Genomic DNA, 19,928 nt, shown 5'->3' on the forward strand with positions numbered 1-19,928 from the left:
GGCCCACCGCCCGGCGGGGCGGGGTCCCCCCGGCCCCCCCGCCGCTCGACTGACCGGTCAGAGAACGCCCAGGCCGTTGGCGACGCTGTCGCCGAGGTCCTTGTGGACGTTGGTCCAGTACTCGACGACGCGCTTCTTCATGTCGCCGGTGACCTCCGGGGAGGAGGCGTGGCCGACGATGTTGCTCACCAGGTGGGCGCGGTCGACGTCGGACAGGACGTTCTCCCACAGGGCGCGCGGCTGGACGAAGTCGTCGTCCTCCGCGTGCTTCTGGTAGGCGCTACGGATGATCTCGCCCGCCACCTGGTAGTTCTCGCCCGCGAAGAACGCCGGGTCGGCCGCGGGGCCGCCCACGGAGTTGGGCGCGTACACCGGGTCGCCGGGGTTGCTGTAGCGCATCGCGCCGTCCTTGTTGTAGCTGTGGACGGGCGACTTGGGCTGGTTGATCGGGAGCTGGAGGTAGTTCGCCCCGATGCGGTAGCGGTGGGTGTCGGGGTAGGAGAACAGGCGGCCCTGGAGCATCTTGTCCGGGGACGCGCCGATGCCCGGCACGAGGTTGGCCGGCTCGAACGCGGCCTGCTCCACCTCGGCGAAGTAGTTCTCCGGGTTGCGGTTGAGGGTGAACTTGCCGATCGTGATCTCGGGGTAGTCGCCGTGCGGCCACACCTTGGTCAGGTCGAAGGGGTTGAAGCGGTAGTCCGCCGCCTCTTCGAACGGCATGATCTGCACGTTGACGGTCCAGGACGGGTGGTCGCCGTTCCTGATCGCGGTGTGCAGGTCGCGGATGTGGTGGTCGGCGTCCTGCGCGATCACGGCGCCGGCCTCGGCGTCGGTGAAGTTCTCCACGCCCTGGTCGGTCTTGAAGTGGTACTTCACCCAGAACTTCTCGCCGCCGGCGTTGTACCAGAGGAAGGTGTGCGAGCCGAAGCCGTGCATGTGCCGCCAGCTGGTCGGCGTGCCGCGGTCGGTCATGAGGAACGTGACCTGGTGCGCCGACTCGGGCGACAGCGTCCAGAAGTCCCACTGCATGTTGTGGTCGCGCAGGTTGGTGTCCGCGCGCCGCTTCTGGCTGTGGATGAAGTCCGAGAACTTCGAGGGGTCGCGGATGAAGAAGATCGGCGTGTTGTTGCCGACGATGTCGTAGTTGCCCTCGTCGGTGTAGAACTTGATCGCGAAACCGCGGGGGTCGCGCTGGGTGTCGGGGCTGCCGAGCTCGCCCGCTACCGAGGAGAACCGGATGAAGAGGTCGGTCTCCTTGCCCTTCTGGAACAGGTTGGCCTTGGTGTACTGGCTGATGTCCTCGGTGATCTGCAGCACGCCGTGGGCGCCGCCGCCCTTGGCATGCACTACACGCTCGGGAACCCGTTCACGGTTGAACTGGGCCATCTTCTGAATGACGTAGTGGTCCTGCAGCAGCAGGGGGCCGTTGGGTCCAACGGAAAGCGAGAACTCGTCGCTCGGCGCGGGAATGCCCGCGTCCGTGGTGGTGATGGGCCGGTCGGTCATCGCGCGGTCCTCCGGATCGTCGTTGATGGAGTACGGCTTGCGCCCTGAACTCCGTTGAAGTGCTGGGGTGAGGGGGTCAACCGCTCGGAGATCGGCAGTCGGGGCAGGTGCCCCAATAGATCACGTCGGCCTCTTCGACGAGGAAGCCGGCGGCGTCCACGGGATCGAGGCAGGGAGCCTCCCCGGTCGCGCAGTCGACGTCGGTCACCGTGCCGCACCGGCGGCAGACGAGGTGATGGTGGTTGTCGCCCACCCGTGCCTCGTAGCGGGCCGGACTGCCCATGGGCTCGATCTTGTGAAGGAGCCCGGCTCGGTGCAAAGCGTGCAGCCCGTCGTAGATGGCCTGCAGGGAAACCTGGCCGACTCGGTCGCGCACACCGCGATGGATGGCTTCCACATCGAGGTGGTCACCCTCTCGAACGGTGTGCATGATCGCGACTCGGGCCGCGGTCACCCGTAGCCCGGCGTCACGAAGTCGTTCGACATCACCCACGACCTGCACCTTAGGCGGTAAACCTGAATCATTCAAGTAAAGGAATCCTCCCAGTTTGGCGAATGTCGATCGCTCTGGGGTGGCGGTGTCCATCTACGGGCGGAAGATGGCATGCTCTTGGAGCGATGAGAAGTCACCCCGTCACATCCGCCCTGCCCGGCCCGTCGAAGATCCCCCTCGCCCGAGCACGCGCCCGGCGTCTGGTCGCCGCCGCCCTGGCGGCCTCGTTCGCCGCCGTGCCGGCCGCCGCCTGCTCCGCCGCGGAGTCCGCCGGTCCCGGGGCCAAGGAGACCGGTTCGACCGCGTCCGCGTCGGCGGGGGCCAAGGACAAGCCGCAGCGCAAGCCGTTCACCATCTCCTTCGGCGGCGACGTGCACTTCGAGGGCCTGCTCAGGAACCGCCTCGCCGCCCCGCGCACCGCCCTCGGCCCGATCTCCTCGGTGTTGCGGCGGTCCGACCTGGCCATGGTCAACCTGGAGACCGCCATCACCACGGGCGGCACTCCGGCACCGGGCAAGCAGTTCACCTTCCGCGCGCCGCCTGCCGCGCTGACCGCGCTCAAGGCGGCCGGGGTCGACGTCGCCTCCATGGCCAACAACCACGGCATGGACTACATGCAGAGCGGGCTGCGCGACTCCCTCGCGGCGATCCGCGCGTCGAAGTTCCCGATCGTCGGCATCGGTAAGAACGCCGCGGAGGCGTACAAGCCGTTCCGCAGGACCGTCAACGGCAACCGGGTCGCCATCATCGGCGCCACCCAGGTGCTGGACTCCGAGTTCATCCAGGCGTGGACGGCCACCAACACCCAGGGAGGCCTCGCCTCCGCCAAGAACGAGCCGCGGCTCATCCAGGCCGTCAAGCAGGCGCGCAGAACCTCCGACACCGTGATCGTCCACCTCCACTGGGGTACCGAGCTGCAGAAGTGCCCGAACCCCGCGCAGGTCGCGCTCGCGCCCAAGCTGATCGCGGCGGGCGCCGACGTGATCGTCGGCGGTCACGCCCACATCCTGCTCGGCAGCGGGTACCTCCAGGGGCGTTACGTCAACTACGGGATGGGCAACTTCGTCTTCTACAACTCCGGCCCCGAGACCGGCGCGACCGGCGTGCTGACGTTGACGATCAACGGCAGGAAGGTGCTCAAGGACCAGTGGACTCCGGCGCGCATCAGCGGGGGCATCCCGGTCCCTGTGACCGGCGCCGCCAAGCAGCAGGCCGTGACGAGCTGGAAGGCCCTGCGCAGCTGCGCGGGGCTGGGCTCGAAGGCCTGAGGCGCGCTCGCCCCTGAATCTACGTTTGGACGTATTGTCCAATAGCTTTCCAGGGTGTGGAGTGGGGCGTATGCGGTTCATCGAGGCGGGCGACGTACGGCTGGCGCTCTACGAGCAGGGTGACCCGGCGAAGCCCACGCTGTTGCTCGTCCACGGCTACCCCGACACCCACCGGGTGTGGGACGAGGTGGCAGGCCTGCTGGAGCCGGACTTCCACGTCGTCCGGTACGACGTGAGAGGAGCGGGTCTCTCCTCGGCTCCGCGCGACGGCCGCGACTACGCCCTCGGCCGCCTGGTGGACGACCTCGCGCGCGTGCTCGACGCGATCGGCAAGGACACCGTGCACCTGGCGGGCCACGACTGGGGGTCCATCCAGGGATGGGAGGCCGCGCGGCGGTTCCCCCAGCGGTTCGCCTCGTTCACGTCCCTCGGCGGTCCCGGCCTCGACCAGTGGTCCGACTTCATGAGGAACGCGGGCACGCGGGAGGTCGCGGGGCAGGCGCTCAGGTCCTGGTACATGGCGGCGTTCCAGGCGCCGTGGGCGCCCGAGCTGGCCTGGCGCACGGTGATGCCCCGGACGCTCGCCCGCGTCATGCGGCTGTCGGAAGGCATCGTGCCGCGCGACGGTCACCCGGCCGACACGCTCGTCCAGGACGGGATGAACGGGATCAACCTCTACCGGGCGAACATGTTCGCGGAACGTGACGCCGTGGCCGAGCCGTACGTCGAGGTCCCGCTGCAGCTCATCGAGGCCGAGAAGGACGTGTTCGTCTCACCGCGCCTGCTGGCGTCCCTGCACCGCTGGGTGCCCAGCATGTGGCACCGTACGATCCCCGCGGGGCACTGGGCGCAGCGCAGCAGTCCCGGGACGGTGGCCCGCATGATCGCCGAGTTCGCCCGCCACATCGAGTACGGCACGGAGCCCTCGCGCGAGCTCCGGCGCGCGCGGGTCACCGGGGGGCGCAAACCGTACGACCAGAAGCTCGTGGTCGTCACCGGAGCGGGAAGCGGCATCGGCAGGGCCACGGCCAGGGCCTTCGCGGCCAAGGGAGCCGAGGTGATCTGCGCGGACCTCGACCTCGACGCCGCCCGCCATACGGCCGGCGAGATCGGACGCCTCTACGGAACCGCCCACGCCTATCAGGTCGACGTCTCCCGCGCGGAGGAGATGGAACGGTTCGCCGAGGCCGTGCGGGACGGGCACGGCACCCCGGACATCGTGGTCAACAACGCGGGCATCGCCGTCACCGGCCCCTTCCTGGACCACGAGCTCGCCGACTGGGAGCGGACCATCGACGTCAACCTCTGGGGCGTCATCCACGGATGCCGCCTGTTCGGGCGGCAGATGGTCGAGCGCGGCGAGGGCGGGCACATCGTCAACGTCGCCTCGCTCGCCGCCTTCGCGCCGTCGCGGCTGCTGCCCGCGTACTCGACGTCCAAGGCGGCCGTGAAGATGCTCAGCGACTGCCTGCGCGCCGAGCTGGCGGGCAAGGGCGTCGGCGTGAGCGTGATCTGCCCGGGGTTCATCTCCACCGCGATCGCGAGCAACGCGACGTACCGAGGGGGAGACCGGTCGCTGAGCGAGCGGGCGCTCCAGCGGCGCGGGTACCCGCCGGAGCGGGTCGCCGCGCACATCCTGCGCGCCGTCCACCACAACACGGCCGTCGTCCCGGTGAACGCGGAGGGCAGGATCGGGTACGCGCTGTCACGCCTGTCCCCCGGGTTGATGCGGGGATTCGCCAGAATTGCGGCTTCCGATATAGGACGACTGGCCGGTAAGGACTGACCGCTGGACCTGGAAGAGGCAAGATGAACTCTGTGTCCGGCTCACCCACTCACCACTGCGACGACGAACAGGCCCCGTTGCGCCGCAAACCCTCCCAGCGCCGCAGTGCGCGGCGCGTCGAGCGCATGCTCGACGCGTGCGCCGAGTTGCTCGACGAGATCGGCTACGAGGCCCTCTCGACCACACGCATAGCCGAGCGGGCCGACGTCGCGATCGGCTCCGTGTACCAATTCTTCCCCGACAAACGGGCGATCACCCAGGCGCTCACCCAGCGCAACGTGGACCTGTTCATCGCCCGCGTCGGCACGCGCTTCATGACCGAGGACTACCCCGGCTGGTGGCACGCCGTCGACGCCATCATCGGCGAGTACGTCGACATGCATAGGACCGTTCCAGGCTTCCGCTCGCTGCGCTTCGGCGACGCCGTCGACCTCAACCTGCTGGACTCGGTCTTGGAGAACAACACCGTCATCGCCGGGCGGCTGCGCGGCCTGATCCTCGAGGAGTTCGGCATGGCCGACAGCGAGGAGCTCGACCTGAGCCTCACCGTGGCGGTCGAGGCGGGTGGCGCGGTGCTCGCGCTGGCGTTCCGCCGCGACCCCATGGGATGGCCGCCTCTCGTCGACGAGGCCAAGCGGCTGATCCGCGAGTACCTCTCGAGCCAGCTCCGCCGCACGCAGTCGGGCCTCAAGGGTCACTTCACCTCCGAAAACCATTCGGAGAGCTCCGCGGACCCCCAGGCGTCCGCCGCCTCCCACATCGACCCGGCCGTCCCGCCTGACCGGCTACATCGCGCCCGGTAGGCCACAATGTTCGCGTGAGTTCCGCCGTCGCCGTTGCCGCCGCCGTGTCGGTCGCCGCGCGCCACGGGGTGCGCGTCACCGACCCGGTGGTCCTGAAGGACTCGTTCAGCATCCGGGTCCACCTACGTCCGGCGCCGATCGTGGCGCGCGTCCCCACGGTCACGGAGCTCGGCCGTCCCCGCCCCGCGGAGGCGCTGGCGCGCGAGGTGTCCGTCGTCTCCTTCCTGTACGAGCGCGGGGTGCCGGTCGTCCCGGTGAGCGACCTGCTGCCGCCGGGGCCCTTCGAGCACGACGGCTACGCGGTGTCCTTCTGGACCTACGCCGAGCACGACGCCGACCGGCGATACAAGCCCGCGGACGTGGGCCGGGCACTGGCGGAACTGCACGAGGTCCTTCGCGAGTATCCCGGTGAACTGCCTTATCTCGGCCCGGCGCTGGATGAGACGGCCTGCCTGCTCGACCGCCTGGGCACGCTGCCCGGCGCCGACGCCGGGACGCTCGCCGGGCTGCGCGACGACCGCGATCGGCTCGGCGCCGAACTGCGGGGCGCGCCCGGTCCCGCGCAGGCCCTCCACGGTGACGCCCACCCGGGGAACCTCCTCGCCACCGCTCGCGGACCGCTCTGGATCGACTTCGAGGAGACCTGTTCGGGCCCCGTCGGCTGGGACCTCGCGTGCCTGGCGAAGACGGGACTGCTCGACGGGCCGGAGGCACTCCGGGCGTACGGCGCGGACCCGGACGACCCGGGGCTTCGGCTGTTCCTCCGGGCGCGGCGGTTGCAGGGCGCGTTGTGGATGCTCGCGAAGGGGCGGGCGTTCCCCGGTGAGGTCGCGCGGGTGACGGCGGCGCTCGACCAGTGGCGGGAGGGCAGGATCGGCTGACGGTGGGTATTCCCCGCAGGGGAGGAAACCGATGAGCGTCATGAAGAGCGACATGCTGGCCGTGCCCGGTGCCCATATCTACTACGAGGTGCGGGGGACCGGGCCGCTCCTGCTGGTGTCGCAGGGCGGGGAGGGCGACGCCGGGCGTACGGGCGGTCTGGTCACGCGGCTCGCCGCCGACCACACGGTGGTGACCTACGACCGCCGGGGGCTGTCACGGAGCACGCCCGACGATCCGGCGAGCCCGTTGACGATGGAGACGCACGCCGACGACGTCCATCGCCTGCTGGCCGCGCTGACCGCCGAGCCCGCGATCGTCTTCGGCTCCAGCTTCGGCGGCCTCGTCGGGCTCTCGCTCGCCGCACGGCACCCGCACCAGATCGGCACGCTGGTCACCCACGAGCCTCCCGCGGTCCGGCTCCTGCCCGAACCCGCGCGGGCCGGTACGGAGCGCGTCCTGGACGAGCTTGAGGAGACCTACCGCGGCGAGGGCTGGGGCGCCGCCTTCAAGAAGCTGGCGGAGATCACCGGCTCCGGCTCCGAAGGAAGGGAGCCCGATGTCGAGCTGCCTCCGCCGCTCTCCAAGGAGCGCATCGCCAACATGAAGTTCTTCTTCTCGTACGACATCCCCGCGGTGCGCCGCTGCGAGGTGGACGTCGCGGACGTCGCCGGGCTGAAGGACTCACAGGTCCGCGTCGTGCCCGCGGCGGGGCTCACGTCCTCGCGGGAGTTCTTCCACTTCCAGTGCGTCCAGGAGCTGGCACGCATCCTCGGAACCGGCGTGGCGGAGTTCCCCGGCGGGCACAACGGGCCCACGACCCATCCGAAGGCGTTCGCCGTACGGCTGCGCGAGGTCCTCCGCGAATGTCCCTGACGCCCGCGCTACTCCTGATCCCACGCCGGATCGAGCTCCGTGTCCGGAGCCGTCACGTCCGCGGGTTTGTCCGACTTCGCCTGCGGGTGAGCCGGGGCGAGGGCCGGCTGGTCGCCGGAGGGGCCGGTGGCCGGCGTGTCGCCGGAGCGGCCACTGGCCTGCGGCTTGCACGGCGTGGACACCTGCTGGACGACCTGCCGGGCCGCCTGGAGCTCCGCGTGTAACCGGACCATCTCGTGGCGCTGCTGGGCGGCGGTTTCGAGCCGGGCGCTGGTATATCCGAGGGTTCCCGGGACGATCGCGGCGAACACGGCGGCGCAGGCGAGGGCGAAGGTCGTCTGCCAGGACATGTCCATCGCAGCTCCTCGAACGGCGTTTGTGGCCTTCCAGGCGCAACTAATATGCCCACTCGTCTCGGTCGACACGCGGAGAGTAGTCAATCATGTGCGAATCAGTACCGGAGCAATGCCTGCTGTTGTCCGCGCATAGTTGAGCGGCGCTCGGTAATCTCGTCTTGTGGCACATGTGACGCGTGGGCAGCTTGATCGGCTGCTCGAACAGGCGCTCCTGCACGACGATCACGGGGCTCTCGCCGGGAGGCTCGACGATCTGGCGCGCGGCTACGCGTCCGGCGAGGTGTCCCGTGCCGCGATCCTGGTGCTGGCCGCCGAGGAGTGGCGGCAGGCGGGCCAGCCGGCGAGGGCTCTCGAATGCTTCCAGCGGGCGCTGGACGACGGGGGTGAGGTGAGCGTGGATCCCCGGGCCGGCATCGCCGACACCCTGTTCGAGCTCGACCGTCCAGCCGAGGCCCAGGAGCTGGTCGACTCGATCAAGGCGGACGGGCGGGTCGATCCCAGCACCGCCCTGCACGTCGCCGAGACCCTGCTGGCCTACGGCGACCTCAACGGGGCGCACGAGTGGGCCACCGAGGGCGTCCTCGCGGGCGACGGCACGGGCGGCGGCACGCGTGAGGCGCTGCTGCGCACGCGCTACCGCATCCGGGTCGACCTCGGTCTCCCGGAGGACGACATCGACGCGCTCCTCGACGTCTCCTGCTGAGACCTCTGGCGCTGAGAGGTCTGGTGCTGGGCCGTCTGGTGCTGGGCCGCGCCCCCACGTGAGGGGGCCGCACGGGCCGTGACCCCCAAGTGCCACGGCCCGTACGGCGCTGGTGGCCGCCCCTGGGGCGGGCTCGTCAGCGGACTCGGAGGTCCCTGAGTGACGTGCCGAGCGAGGGGACCTCGGCGGTGATGACGGTGCCCTCGTCGTTGCCCGGCGCCACGAGGCCCGGGTCCACGATGGCCGGGTCGACGATGGCCGGGGTCTGGGGCTCGATGGGGAGCACGGCGATCGCCGGCGTGGGGTCCTGGGCCGGCGCGGGGATGACCCCGGGCGTGTCCAGCTCGCCGGAGTCGCCCGGCACGGGCGGGTCCTCGCCACGGAGCACATGCGAGAGGTCCCTGCCGCGGGTCAGGTCGTAGAGGTACTGCCCCCTCGTGGCGCGGGTGAGGCCGGTGCTCCGCACGATCGCGGGGAGATCGGTCAGGCCGACCACCGTGGTCGTGCGGGTGGGCATGCCGGACGACTGCCCGATCTGCTCGAAGCCGAGGAGCAGGTCGCCGCCGTCGCCGTAGCCGCCGTGGCCGGCCACGTGCAGCGACGGCAGCCTGAGCCCGTTGACCGTGTTCGGCGAGATGTCCGCCTTCGACGACGAGGTGAGCGGGCGGCTGTCGGCGGGCGTCGCGGCGAGCGCGCTGCCCATCCCTAGCCAGCTCGCGCCCGCCGTGACCGCGGCCACCGCGAGGACTCCCCGGAAACTGAGTGACGTACGCATGAAGACTCCCTGACTGCTTCCAGTGCTTTGACGAGCACTGAAAGTAGTCAGGGAGCCTCTCCGTCGGCGGGTCGTTAACCCAATGCTGGTGAATTCCTTACCGAGAGGCGCGCACGGTCAAGGTGTCCCCGGCGTCGTCCAGATCGACGGTGACCTCGTCTCCGTCGTGCACCTCGCCCGCCAGCAGGCTCTTGGCGAGCTTGTCGCCGATCGCCGACTGCACCAGCCGGCGGAGCGGCCGCGCGCCGTACATTGGGTCGTAGCCGGTGAGCGCCAGCCAGTCGCGCGCCGCGGGCGTCACGGTCAGCGTGAGCCGCCGGTCGGACAGCCGCCGCGCCAGCCTCGCCACCTGCAGCTCGACGATGTGGGACAGCTCCTCAGAGCCCAGCGCGTCAAAGAGGATCACGTCGTCGAGCCGGTTCAGGAACTCCGGCTTGAACGAGCTCCTGACCGCCTGCAGTACCTTGTCGCGCTTGACCGGAGTGTCGAGCATGGGATCGACGAGGTACTGCGAGCCGATGTTGGAGGTGAGGATCAGGATCGTGTTGCGGAAGTCGACCGTGCGGCCCTGCCCGTCGGTGAGCCGCCCGTCGTCGAGCACCTGGAGCAGGATGTCGAACACCTCGGGGTGGGCCTTCTCGATCTCGTCCAGGAGCACCACGGTGTACGCCCGGCGCCGCACCGCCTCGGTGAGCTGGCCGCCCTCCTCGTAGCCGACGTATCCGGGCGGGGCGCCGACCAGGCGGGCCACGCTGTGCTTCTCGCCGTACTCGCTCATGTCGATGCGCGTCATGGCGCGCTCGTCGTCGAACAGGAACTCCGCGAGGGCCTTGGCCAGCTCGGTCTTGCCGACGCCCGTGGGGCCGAGGAACAGGAACGAGCCGGTCGGCCGGTCGGGGTCGGCCACACCCGCCCGCGCGCGCCGCACGGCGTCCGAGACGGCCTGCACGGCCTCGCGCTGGCCGACGAGCCTGCGGCCCAGCTCCTCCTCCATGCGGAGCAGCTTGGCGGTCTCGCCCTCAAGCAGGCGCCCTGCGGGGATGCCGGTCCACGCGGAGATCACCTGGGCGATGTCGTCGGCGCCGACCTCCTCCTTGACCATGGGGTCCTCGGGCTGGGCCTGGGCGCTCGCCTCCTCCAGCTCCTTCTCCAGGCGGGGAACGTCGCCGTACATCAGGCGGGAGGCCGCCTCGAAGTCGCCGTCGCGCTGGGAGCGCTCGGCCGCCGACCGGGCCTCGTCGAGCTGCTTCTTCAGCTCGCCCACCCGGTTGAGCCCGGCCTTCTCCTTCTGCCAGCGGACCACGAGGGCGTCGAGGTCCTCCTGGCGGTCGCCGAGCTCCTTGTGGAGCTTCTCCAGGCGCTGGACGCTGGCCTCGTCGGTCTCCTTGGTGAGGGCGAGCTCCTCCATCTTGAGCCGGTCGACGGCCCGCTGGAGCTCGTCGATCTCCACGGGACGCGAGTCGATCTCCATGCGGAGGCGGCTGGCGGCCTCGTCGACGAGGTCGATCGCCTTGTCGGGCAGGAAGCGCGCGGTGATGTAGCGGTCGGAGAGGGTGGCGGCGGCCACCAGGGCGCTGTCGGAGATCTGCACCTTGTGGTGGGCCTCGTAGCGCCCCTTGAGGCCGCGCAGGATCGCGATGGTGTCCTCGACCGTCGGCTCGCCCACGTAGATCTGCTGGAAGCGCCGCTCCAGCGCGGGGTCCTTCTCGATGCGCTCGCGGTACTCGTCGAGGGTGGTCGCGCCGATCATGCGCAGCTCGCCCCTGGCCAGCATGGGCTTGAGCATGTTGCCGGCGTCCATCGCGCCCTCGGCGGCGCCCGCGCCGACCATCGTGTGCAGCTCGTCGATGAAGGTGACGACCTGGCCGTCGCTCTCCTTGATCTCGTTCAGCACGGCCTTGAGCCGCTCCTCGAACTCGCCGCGGAACTTGGCGCCCGCGACCATCGCGCCGAGGTCGAGCGAGACCAGGCGCTTGCCGCGCAGGCTCTCGGGGACGTCGCCCGCGACGATGCGCTGGGCGAGACCGTCGACCACGGCGGTCTTGCCGACGCCCGGCTCGCCGATGAGCACCGGGTTGTTCTTGGTCCGGCGGCTCAGCACCTGGATCACGCGGCGGATCTCGTTGTCGCGGCCGATGACCGGGTCGAGCCTGCCGGCCCGCGCCTGCTCGGTGAGGTCGACGCCGTACTTCTCCAGCGCGCGGTAGGTGTCCTCCGGGCTCTCGCTGGTGACCCTGGCATGGCCGCGCACCTTCTCGAAGGCGTCCAGAAGGGCGCTGGGAGTGGCGCCCTGCGCCTTGAGCAGCTGGGCGATCTGGCCGCCGTCGGTGGCGAGGCCGACCAGCAGGTGCTCGGTGGAGACGTACTCGTCCTCCAGCTGCTTGGCACGGGCGGCGGCGGTGTTGAGCGCGACCAGCAGCTGGCGGGAGGTGGACGGCGCGCTGACCGTCGAGCCCTGGGCCTTCGGCAGCTGTTCGAGCTGCTGCTCGGCCTCGGTGCGCAGGCCCTTCCAGTCGGCGCCGACGGCCTCCAGCAGGTGCACGGCGGTGCCGTCGTTCTGGGCGAGGAGGCTGGTGAACAGGTGGGCCGGGGCGACCTCGGGGTGGCCCTCGGCGGCTGCGCGCCGCACGGCTCCCGACAGGGCGTCCTGGCTCTTTCGCGTCAGCTTGTAGTCCACGGTTGCTCGCCTTTCTCGCATGGCGGCCGGCCAGGCGCTCCCCGGGCCGGCGGTGCCGCGCCGCTTCGCTATATGTGCGCCGCAGACCCCGGCGCGGGACGCGCCCGGGGGCTCGGCGTGGATGCCCTCACGCGGGGGGAAGCTGGTACTGGATCAGTGCTCGGATCATCGTCATCTCGCCCCTGAGACGGCTGATCTCCTCGCGCATGCGGAGGTTCTCGGTCTCGAGGGCGAGGATGCGCTTGATGCCCGCCAGGTTGATGCCCTCCTCCTGGGAAAGCCGCTGGACCTCGCGCAGCATGACTATGTCGCGTGTGGAGTAGAGCCGGCCACGGCCGGCCGTACGGCCCGGGCTCACCAGGCCGAGGCGGTCGTACTGCCGGAGTGTCTGCGGGTGCAGCCCGGAGAGCTGGGCGGCGACCGAGATGACGTACACGGGAGTGTCGTCGGACAGGTCGAAGTAGTTGGCGTCCATCGGCGTCGCCTCCCTTCGGGCTACTCGCTACTGGCCTGTTTGAGCAGGTCGGCCCGGGGGTCTGCCGAGTCGGAGACCGACCGGAACTCCTCCAGGGCGGATCGTTCCTTGTCGTCGAGGTGCTGGGGCACCGCGACCTCCACGGTGACGAGCAGATCACCCTTGGTGCCGTCCTTGCGGGTGACACCCCGGCCCCGCACGCGGAATGTGCGGCCGTTGGGCGTGCCCTCGGGGATCCGGAGGGTGACCGGCAGGCCCTGCAGGATCGGCACCCTGATCTCGGCGCCGAGAGCCGCCTCCGTGAAGGTGACCGGCACCGTGATGGTCAGGTTGTCACCCGAGCGACCGAAAATCGTGTGCGGTTTCACATGGATCTGGACGTACAGGTCGCCGGCGGGGCCGCCGTTCTCTCCGGGCGCGCCCTTGGCCTTGAGCCGGATGCGCTGGCCGTCGGCGACCCCGGCGGGGATGCGCGCCTGGAGCGTGCGGGTGCTCTTGCCGCGTCCGCTGCCCTCGCACACCGGGCAGGGATCGTCGACGAGCAGTCCCCGGCCCTTGCAGTCGCGACACGGCTCGGAGAAGGCGAAGTTGCCGAGGTTGCGGCTGGCCGCTCCGGTGCCCTCACAGGTCGGGCAGACCCTCGGGGTCGTGCCGGCCTTGGCTCCCGTGCCGTGACAGGCGGCGCAGGCCGAGGAACTGGTCAGCCGGAGCGCCACCGTGGTGCCGTCGACGGCCTCGGTGAAGGACAGGGTGACCTCGGACTCGATGTCCTGCCCGCGGCGCGGGCGGGTGGTCGTGGTGGTGGAGCTGGGACGCCCGCCACGGTTGAACAGGCCGCCGAACAGGTCGCCGATGCGCTCGCCCGTGCCTCCGCCCTGCGCCGTGCCTCCGAAGAGGTCGCCGAACTCGAACGGGAAACCGCCACCGCCGCCGCGGGGGGCGCCGCCCCCCGCGTACCCACCGAGACCAGAGCCGAACAGCGCGCGCGCCTCGTCGTACTCCTTGCGGCGCTTGGTGTCGGACAGGACGTCATAGGCCTCCGAGACCTGCTTGAACTTGGCCTCGGTCTCGGTGTTGCCCTGGTTGGCGTCCGGGTGGTACTTCCTGGCCAGTCTCCGGTACGCCTTCTTGATCTCTTCGGCGGTGGCGGTCTTCGACACACCAAGGACCGCGTAATAGTCCTTTTCCAGGTAGTCCTTGGTGCTCATCTATCTCTTCCTTCGCGAGCCAAAGGGGTAGTCGCTCAATTGTCCTCGGGGTCGGCCGCGGCTTCCCCCGCCTCGCCCGCCCCCGGCTCGGAACCGGCCGCCGGCCCCTCGGGCTCGGCGACGGCGACCCGCGCCGGGCGCAGGATCCGATCACCGATCTGGTAGCCGGGCTGGAGGATCTCGACGCAGGTGGGCTCGGTGACCTCGGAGGAGTAGCTGTGCATCAGGGCCTCGTGCACGGTCGGGTCGAACGCGTCGCCCTTGGTGCCGAAGGTCGTGAGGCCCAGCTTGCCGACCGCGGTCTCGAGCGCCTCGCTCACCTTGGCGAACCCGCCGTTGAGCTCGCCGTGGTCGCGCGCCCTGCCGATGTCGTCGAGCACCGGGAGCAGCTCGGCCAGCACGTTGGCGACCGCCTGCTCTCGGACGACGACCCGGTCGCGCTCGACGCGCTTGCGGTAGTTGGAGTACTCGGCCTGGAGCCGCTGGAGGTCGGCCGTGCGCTCGGCGAGCTGCGCGGTCAGGTCGGCGGCCAGACCGTCGTCCGGCCTGGGCGCCCCGGCCGGGGCGGCGGGTGACGACTTGTCGGTCGTCTTGCCCGCCCCCTCACGCACCTCCCCGGTCTCGGGGTCGATGCGCCGGTTGTCGCGGATGACCAGGCCTTCGTGCTCGCTCCCAGAGTTCGGGGACGTCACGCGGCACCGCCCTCCCGCTTCGGCTCGTCGTCGACGATCTCGGCCTCGACGACGTCGTCGTCGGAGGACTTGGCGCCGGCTCCGGGCCCACCGGCGGCGTCGGCCGGGGCGTCTCCGGAGGCCTGCGACTGGGCGTAGATCGCCGAGCCCATCTTCTGGCTGACGGTCGCGAGCTTCTCGGCGGAGGCGCGGATGGCGGCCGAGTCGGTGCCCTCCAGCGTCTTCTTGAGCTCGGAGAGTGCCTCCTCGACCTCGGTCTTGACCTCGGCCGGGACCTTCTCGTCGTTCTCGCGCAGGAACTTCTCGGTCTGGTACGCGAGGGCGTCGGCGTTGTTGCGCGTCTCGGCGTCGTCGCGGCGCTGCTTGTCCTCCTCGGCGTAGGACTCGGCCTCGCGCATCATGCGCTCGATGTCGTCCTTCGGCAGCGCGGAGCCGCCGGTGATGGTCATCGACTGCTCCTTGCCGGTGCCGAGGTCCTTGGCGCCGACGTTGACGATGCCGTTCGCGTCGATGTCGAAGGTGACCTCGATCTGCGGGATGCCGCGCGGAGCCGGGGCGATGCCGGTCAGCTCGAAGGTGGCCAGCTTCTTGTTGTAGGCCGCGATCTCGCGCTCACCCTGGAAGACCTGGATCTGCACCGACGGCTGGTTGTCCTCAGCGGTGGTGAAGACCTCCGACCGCTTGGTCGGGATCGTGGTGTTGCGCTCAATGATCTTGGTGAAGATGCCGCCCTTGGTCTCGATGCCGAGGCTGAGCGGGGTGACGTCGAGGAGCAGGACGTCCTTGACCTCGCCCTTGAGGACGCCGGCCTGCAGGGCGGCGCCGATGGCGACGACCTCGTCCGGGTTGACGCCCTTGTTGGGCTCCTTGCCGCCGGTCAGCTCCTTCACCAGCTCGCTGACGGCCGGCATGCGGGTGGACCCGCCGACGAGCACCACGTGGGCGATGTCGGCGACCTTGATGCCGGCGTCCTTGATGACCTGGTGGAACGGGCCCTTGCAGCGCTCGAGCAGGTCGGCGGTGATGCGCTGGAACTCGGAGCGGGTCAGCTTCTCCTCGAGGTGGAGCGGGCCCTCGGCGGAGGCGGTGATGTAGGGCAGGTTGACCGAGGTCTCGGTCTGGGCCGACAGCTCGATCTTCGCCTTCTCGGCGGCCTCGCGCAGGCGCTGGAGCGCCATCTTGTCCTTGGACAGGTCGACACCGTGGGCGTTCTTGAAGCGGGTCACCAGCTCGTCGACGACGCGCTGGTCCCAGTCGTCACCACCGAGGTGGTTGTCGCCGCTGGTGGCCTTGACCTCGACGAAGCCGTGGCCGTCCTCCTGGCCGACGTCCAGCAGCGACACGTCGAAGGTGCCGCCACCGAGGTCGAAGACCAGGATGGTCTGGTCCTTGTCCTTGTCGAGCCCGTAGGCCAGAGCGGCCGAGGTGGGCTCGTTGATGATGCGCAGCACGTTGAGGCCCGCGATGGTGCCGGCCTCCTTGGTGGCCTGGCGCTGCGAGTCGTTGAAGTACGCCGGGACGGTGATCACCGCGTCGGTGATCTTCTCGCCGAGGTAGGCCTCCGCGTCCGTCTTGAGCTTCTGCAGTACAAAGGCGCTGATCTGCTGGGGAGAGAACTTCTTGCCGTCGATCTCGACGCTCCAGTTGGAGCCCATCTCCCGCTTCACGGAACGGATGGTCCGATCGACGTTGGTGACGGCCTGCCGCTTGGCCACCTCGCCGACGAGGACCTCGCCGTTCTTCGCGAAGGCGACCACGGACGGCGTGGTCCGCGAGCCCTGCGCGTTGGCGATGACCGTGGGCTCACCGCCCTCGAGGATCGAGACGACGGAGTTGGTCGTCCCCAGGTCGATACCTACCGCACGTGCCATGAGTACGTCCTTGTAGTCAAAGTTGAGTCTGTATGACTCAATGGTGGAACCCGCTCGGCTGTTTGTCAAGCGACTTGAGTCTAACCGGCTCAACCCTACGCGGGCCTGAGGCATTCCGTGGGTCCGGGGGCAAGAAAGATGGCCGATCTCGGGTGAATACCTGGGAAACGGGCGGCATTCATCGCGAGTTCCGGTAAAAGCCCTGGTAAAGCAACTAATACGGCCCCAAGAAGTCAGTGGCGGGCGCCGTCGATCACCTTGCGCTTGCCGAGGGGCGCCTTGAGCTTCACGGTCGTCGTCTTCTGGATCGCGATGTCTATGCACGCGACGTCCCGTGCGTTGCGTGCCTGCCCCTCGTACAGGGTGACGGTCACGCTCTTGGCGGTCTCCTTGACCTTCACGCGGTCGAGCACGGTGCACGGCTCGACGCCCGACCACCAGACGACCTTGAGCTTGCGTCCGTCGGCCGAGGGGGTCGCCTTCAGCCATCGCACCTTGTGCGGCTTGAGTGTGTGGCCCTTCGGTCTCGTGGGCGAGGGGCTGGTCGCCGGGGTGGCCGTGCCGCTCGCCGAGCCGACGCTCGACGCCACGGGAAGGCTGGGGTTCGGGCTCGTTGTGGTGGCGCTCGGAGCGTTGCCGCAGCCCATGATCAGCAGCAGGGATCCGGTCGCCAGTGTCGCCGTCATCATCCGCATACCTCTTTGACGTATCCGATCTCCGGCGGGTTCGAACGTCGCCCGGCGGACGGATTCGCGCCGCGGTACGGGAAAGGGTCCCCGGCCGTGGCGGCCGGGGACCCTTCCAGGTGTCTCTCGGGGCTCAGCGCTCGCCGGGCACCCAGTCGTCGTCGGCCGTGGGCGTGGAACGCAGGCTCGCCGCGGGCGGGACCGGGTCGGCGAACGGCGCGCAGTGGACGTCCGGACCGGGCAGGCTCGCCGGTAGCGTGCCGTCGGTCAGGTAGGCCTTCCAGATCGTGTCGATGCAGGCGTTGCCCCGGCCGGTGAGGCCGTGGTTGCCGCCGCCGTCCATGACCACCAGGCGCGAGGCCGGGAAGCGCTTGTGCATCTCCACGCCGCCCTGGTACGGCGTGGCCGCGTCCTTGGTGTCCTGGAAGAACAGGGCGTTCTTGATCCACTTGCCGTTGACGCGCAGGTCGTCGTGCCCGCGGGCCGGCCAGGACTGGCACTGGGCGTTGAACCAGGCGTTGCCCCAGCTCAGGAAGGGAGCGGTCCGGTAGGACTCCCACCAGTCACGGTGCCAGGTGCTCCAGTCGCGGGGCCAGCGGGCGTCGCTGCACTCCACGGCGGAGTAGACGGCGAAGGAGTTGTCGTCGCCGCTGCTGTCGCCGTAGGTGGCGTACGCCTGGACGATGGGAGCGGTCTCGCCGGCGGTGACGAACCTCGACAGCGCGTTGGCGAGGAGCGGCCAGCGGCTCTTGAGGTAGCCGCCCGCCAGGTAGGTGTCGTCGAACTCGGACGGGCCGACCCTGCCCTCTGCGGGGGCGGCCTTCAGCTTGGCGCGGGCCGCGTAGAACGCCTTCTCGACGTCGGCCGCGGCCGTGCCGAGGTGGTAGTTCGCGTCGTACTGGGCGATCCAGGCGAAGAAGGCCTTGGCGCGGGCCTCGAACGCGTGGTTCTGGTCGATGTTGGCGCCGTACCAGACACGCTCGGGGTTGACGATGCTGTCCAGGACCAGGCGGCGCACCTTGTCCGGGAACAGGGTGGCGTACGTGGCGCCGAGGTAGGTGCCGTAGGAGTAGCCGACGTAGCTGATCTGCCGCTGGCCGAGCGCCTTGCGGATCTGGTCCATGTCCTTGGCGGCGTCGACCGTGGTCATGTGCTTGAGCAGATCGCCGTAGGCGGCGTCACAGGCCTTGGAGTAGGCCTGCATCTTCTTCACCCAGGCCGCCTCCTCGGCCCAGTTGGCCGGGACGTAGTCCGGGCGCACCGGGTCGAAGAAGTGGGTGTCACAGCGGAGGGCGGGCTCGCTGGAGCCGACGCCGCGGGGGTCGAAGCCGATCAGGTCGTACTGCGCGGCCAGTGGGGCGCCCAGGCGGGTCTGCATCACCGCCGGGTAGCTGAGGCCGCTGCCGCCGGGGCCGCCGGGGTTGAACAGGATCGCGCCCTGGTAGTGGGCCGTGTCGGTCGCCTTCTTGCGTGAGACGGCGATCTTGATCTTCTTGCCCCAGGGGCGGTCGTAGTCGAGCGGGACCGAGATCGCCGCGCACTCGATGCCCTCCGCCATGCCGGCGCACTGCGCCCACTGCGGAGCGGGTGGCGTGTAGTCGGGGGCCTGCTGAGTGCTGGCCGTCGCGGGTCCCGCGACCAACGCTCCGCTCAGACCCAGGCCGGCTGTGGCCAGCGCTATGAGGATCTTCTTCACGTTTACCCCTTCGACGCCCGCGGATCCACCGTTGGAACCGACTTATGGGCACCATCGGGTAGATCATGCGGATAAAGGACCCGTAAGACGACTCGCGTCTTCACTTGGTTGTCAAACCGCAACATGACGTTCTGATCCGATGATCGACGCCTGAACCGCCGTAGGGTGGGGAGGTCTCTCCCCGACAGCCGTCGTGCCGGAAGGGTCCCAATGGTGTTGCGTGAGGTTCTGCTGGCTGCTTCGAGCAGTGACCGTGTCGAGAGTGTCGTCAGGACTGCCGGGGTGACCCGTAGGCTGATGGGCCGCTACGTGGCGGGGAACACCGCGGAGGACGCCGCCTCGGTGGCCGCGGGTCTCATCGCCGACGGCCTGCTGGTGACGTTCGACCACCTCGGTGAGGAGACCCGGCATTCCGACCAGGCCGCCCGCGCGGTCAAGGCGTCTCTGGCCCTTATCGACGGCCTCGCCAGGCGCGGCATCGCGAAGGGCGCCGATTTGTCGCTGAGGCTCACCTCGGTGGGCCTCCACATCGAGGAGAAGCTCGCCAGGGAGAACGCCGCGCGCGTCTGCGAGGCCGCCCGTGAGGTCGGCTCCACGGTCACCCTCGGCACCGAGGACGCCGCGGTGGTCGAGACCGCCCTGGGCGTCCACGCCGCGCTGCTCGCCGACCATCCCACCACGGGCGTTTCCATCTCGTCGTCCCTGCGCCGCGCCGACGACCTCTGCCGGTCGCTGGTGTCGGGCCGTGTACGGCTGACCCGGGGCGCCGTGGACGCGCCTGCCTCGGTCGCCTACACCGAGGCCGCCGACATCGACCGCTCGTACGTGCGTTGCCTCAAGGTGCTCATGGCCGGCCAGGGCCACCCGATGGTGGCCACGCACGACCGGCGGCTCATCGAGGTCGCCTCCGCGCTCGCCGTGCTGAACGAGCGCGAGCCCGGCGGCTTCGAGTACCAAATGTCGTACGGCGTGCGCCTGCCGGAGCAGCGGAGGCTCGCCGATCTCGGCTCGCAGGTGCGCGTGCGCATCCCGTACGGGGTCGACTGGTACAGCCATCTGACGCGCCGCCTGGCCGAGCGCCCGGCCAACCTCACCCTGCTCGCGCGCTCGCTGGTGAGGCGCTGATCCACGGTCGTCCACAGGCGGGCCGGCGGCAGGGCTCGGACCAGCGGGGAGTC

At 69.9% G+C, this 19,928-nt stretch carries 17 protein-coding genes and 1 pseudogene; 7 read left to right on the top strand and 11 right to left on the bottom strand.

The window, feature by feature from the left end:
• Positions 1-57: 57 nt before the first annotated feature.
• The gene (locus AB0O34_RS11625; RefSeq protein WP_363915278.1) at positions 58-1,506 is read right to left on the bottom strand and encodes a catalase; all 1,449 of its coding nucleotides are present in this window, start codon (positions 1,504-1,506) and stop codon (positions 58-60) included.
• 76 nt (positions 1,507-1,582) lie between these two features.
• Entirely contained in the window at positions 1,583-2,008 is a 426-nt protein-coding gene (locus AB0O34_RS11630) for a Fur family transcriptional regulator (RefSeq protein ID WP_363915279.1), read from the bottom strand.
• 116 nt (positions 2,009-2,124) lie between these two features.
• On the opposite strand from AB0O34_RS11630, the gene AB0O34_RS11635 reads away from it, so the two are divergent.
• From AB0O34_RS11635 to AB0O34_RS11655, 5 genes are all read left to right on the top strand, one after another.
• Positions 2,125-3,267, top strand: a complete 1,143-nt coding sequence (locus AB0O34_RS11635) for a CapA family protein (protein WP_363915280.1) — start codon at positions 2,125-2,127, stop codon at positions 3,265-3,267.
• Positions 3,268-3,337: 70 nt separating this feature from the next.
• Positions 3,338-5,053, top strand: a complete 1,716-nt coding sequence (locus AB0O34_RS11640; protein WP_363915281.1) for an SDR family oxidoreductase — start codon at positions 3,338-3,340, stop codon at positions 5,051-5,053.
• 23 nt (positions 5,054-5,076) lie between these two features.
• Positions 5,077-5,856 carry a TetR/AcrR family transcriptional regulator gene (locus tag AB0O34_RS11645; protein WP_363915282.1) on the top strand — a complete coding sequence of 260 codons (780 nt, stop codon included), beginning with the start codon at positions 5,077-5,079 and terminating at the stop codon, positions 5,854-5,856.
• A 14-nt stretch (positions 5,857-5,870) separates the two neighbouring features.
• Positions 5,871-6,737 (top strand): aminoglycoside phosphotransferase family protein, encoded by an 867-nt coding sequence (locus AB0O34_RS11650; protein WP_363915283.1) that lies wholly within the window; start codon positions 5,871-5,873, stop codon positions 6,735-6,737.
• 31 nt (positions 6,738-6,768) lie between these two features.
• On the top strand, positions 6,769-7,611 hold the full coding sequence (locus tag AB0O34_RS11655) for an alpha/beta hydrolase (protein WP_363915284.1): 843 nt from the start codon (positions 6,769-6,771) through the stop codon (positions 7,609-7,611).
• A gap of 8 nt (positions 7,612-7,619) precedes the next feature.
• Here the strand turns inward: AB0O34_RS11655 and AB0O34_RS11660 are convergent, their stop codons facing one another.
• Positions 7,620-7,967 carry a hypothetical protein gene (locus tag AB0O34_RS11660; protein ID WP_363915285.1) on the bottom strand — a complete coding sequence of 116 codons (348 nt, stop codon included), beginning with the start codon at positions 7,965-7,967 and terminating at the stop codon, positions 7,620-7,622.
• Between the two features lie 169 nt (positions 7,968-8,136).
• Here AB0O34_RS11660 and AB0O34_RS11665 point away from each other — a divergent pair, with 169 nt between their 5' ends.
• Entirely contained in the window at positions 8,137-8,670 is a 534-nt protein-coding gene (locus AB0O34_RS11665; RefSeq protein WP_363915286.1) for a tetratricopeptide repeat protein, read from the top strand.
• A gap of 136 nt (positions 8,671-8,806) precedes the next feature.
• On the opposite strand, the gene AB0O34_RS11670 is transcribed toward AB0O34_RS11665, so the two are convergent.
• The 8 genes and pseudogenes from AB0O34_RS11670 to AB0O34_RS11705 form a co-directional block, all read right to left on the bottom strand.
• Positions 8,807-9,445: a hypothetical protein gene (locus tag AB0O34_RS11670; protein ID WP_363915287.1), complete on the bottom strand. Its 639-nt coding sequence runs from the start codon at positions 9,443-9,445 to the stop codon at positions 8,807-8,809.
• Positions 9,446-9,542: 97 nt separating this feature from the next.
• The gene (gene clpB / locus AB0O34_RS11675; RefSeq protein WP_363915288.1) at positions 9,543-12,122 is read right to left on the bottom strand and encodes an ATP-dependent chaperone ClpB; all 2,580 of its coding nucleotides are present in this window, start codon (positions 12,120-12,122) and stop codon (positions 9,543-9,545) included.
• 187 nt (positions 12,123-12,309) lie between these two features.
• Positions 12,310-12,597, bottom strand: a pseudogene (locus AB0O34_RS11680) (helix-turn-helix transcriptional regulator); the annotation flags it as partial.
• 20 nt (positions 12,598-12,617) lie between these two features.
• Positions 12,618-13,805: a molecular chaperone DnaJ gene (gene dnaJ, locus AB0O34_RS11685; protein ID WP_363915289.1), complete on the bottom strand. Its 1,188-nt coding sequence runs from the start codon at positions 13,803-13,805 to the stop codon at positions 12,618-12,620.
• A 35-nt stretch (positions 13,806-13,840) separates the two neighbouring features.
• Entirely contained in the window at positions 13,841-14,497 is a 657-nt protein-coding gene (gene grpE, locus AB0O34_RS11690) for a nucleotide exchange factor GrpE (RefSeq protein WP_363915290.1), read from the bottom strand.
• Positions 14,494-16,368 (bottom strand): molecular chaperone DnaK, encoded by a 1,875-nt coding sequence (gene dnaK / locus AB0O34_RS11695; RefSeq protein WP_363915291.1) that lies wholly within the window; start codon positions 16,366-16,368, stop codon positions 14,494-14,496. Before dnaK ends, grpE begins: the two co-directional genes overlap by 4 nt.
• A 233-nt stretch (positions 16,369-16,601) precedes the next feature.
• Positions 16,602-17,057, bottom strand: coding sequence for a hypothetical protein (locus AB0O34_RS11700; RefSeq protein WP_363915292.1), 456 nt, complete (start codon positions 17,055-17,057; stop codon positions 16,602-16,604).
• 130 nt (positions 17,058-17,187) lie between these two features.
• The gene (locus tag AB0O34_RS11705) at positions 17,188-18,750 is read right to left on the bottom strand and encodes an alpha/beta hydrolase (RefSeq protein WP_363915293.1); all 1,563 of its coding nucleotides are present in this window, start codon (positions 18,748-18,750) and stop codon (positions 17,188-17,190) included.
• A gap of 282 nt (positions 18,751-19,032) precedes the next feature.
• On the opposite strand from AB0O34_RS11705, the gene AB0O34_RS11710 reads away from it, so the two are divergent.
• Positions 19,033-19,875 carry a proline dehydrogenase family protein gene (locus AB0O34_RS11710; RefSeq protein WP_363915294.1) on the top strand — a complete coding sequence of 281 codons (843 nt, stop codon included), beginning with the start codon at positions 19,033-19,035 and terminating at the stop codon, positions 19,873-19,875.
• Positions 19,876-19,928: the final 53 nt, after the last annotated feature.

Source organism: Sphaerisporangium sp. NPDC088356, from assembly GCF_040685555.1.
Lineage (GTDB): Bacteria > Actinomycetota > Actinomycetes > Streptosporangiales > Streptosporangiaceae > Sphaerisporangium.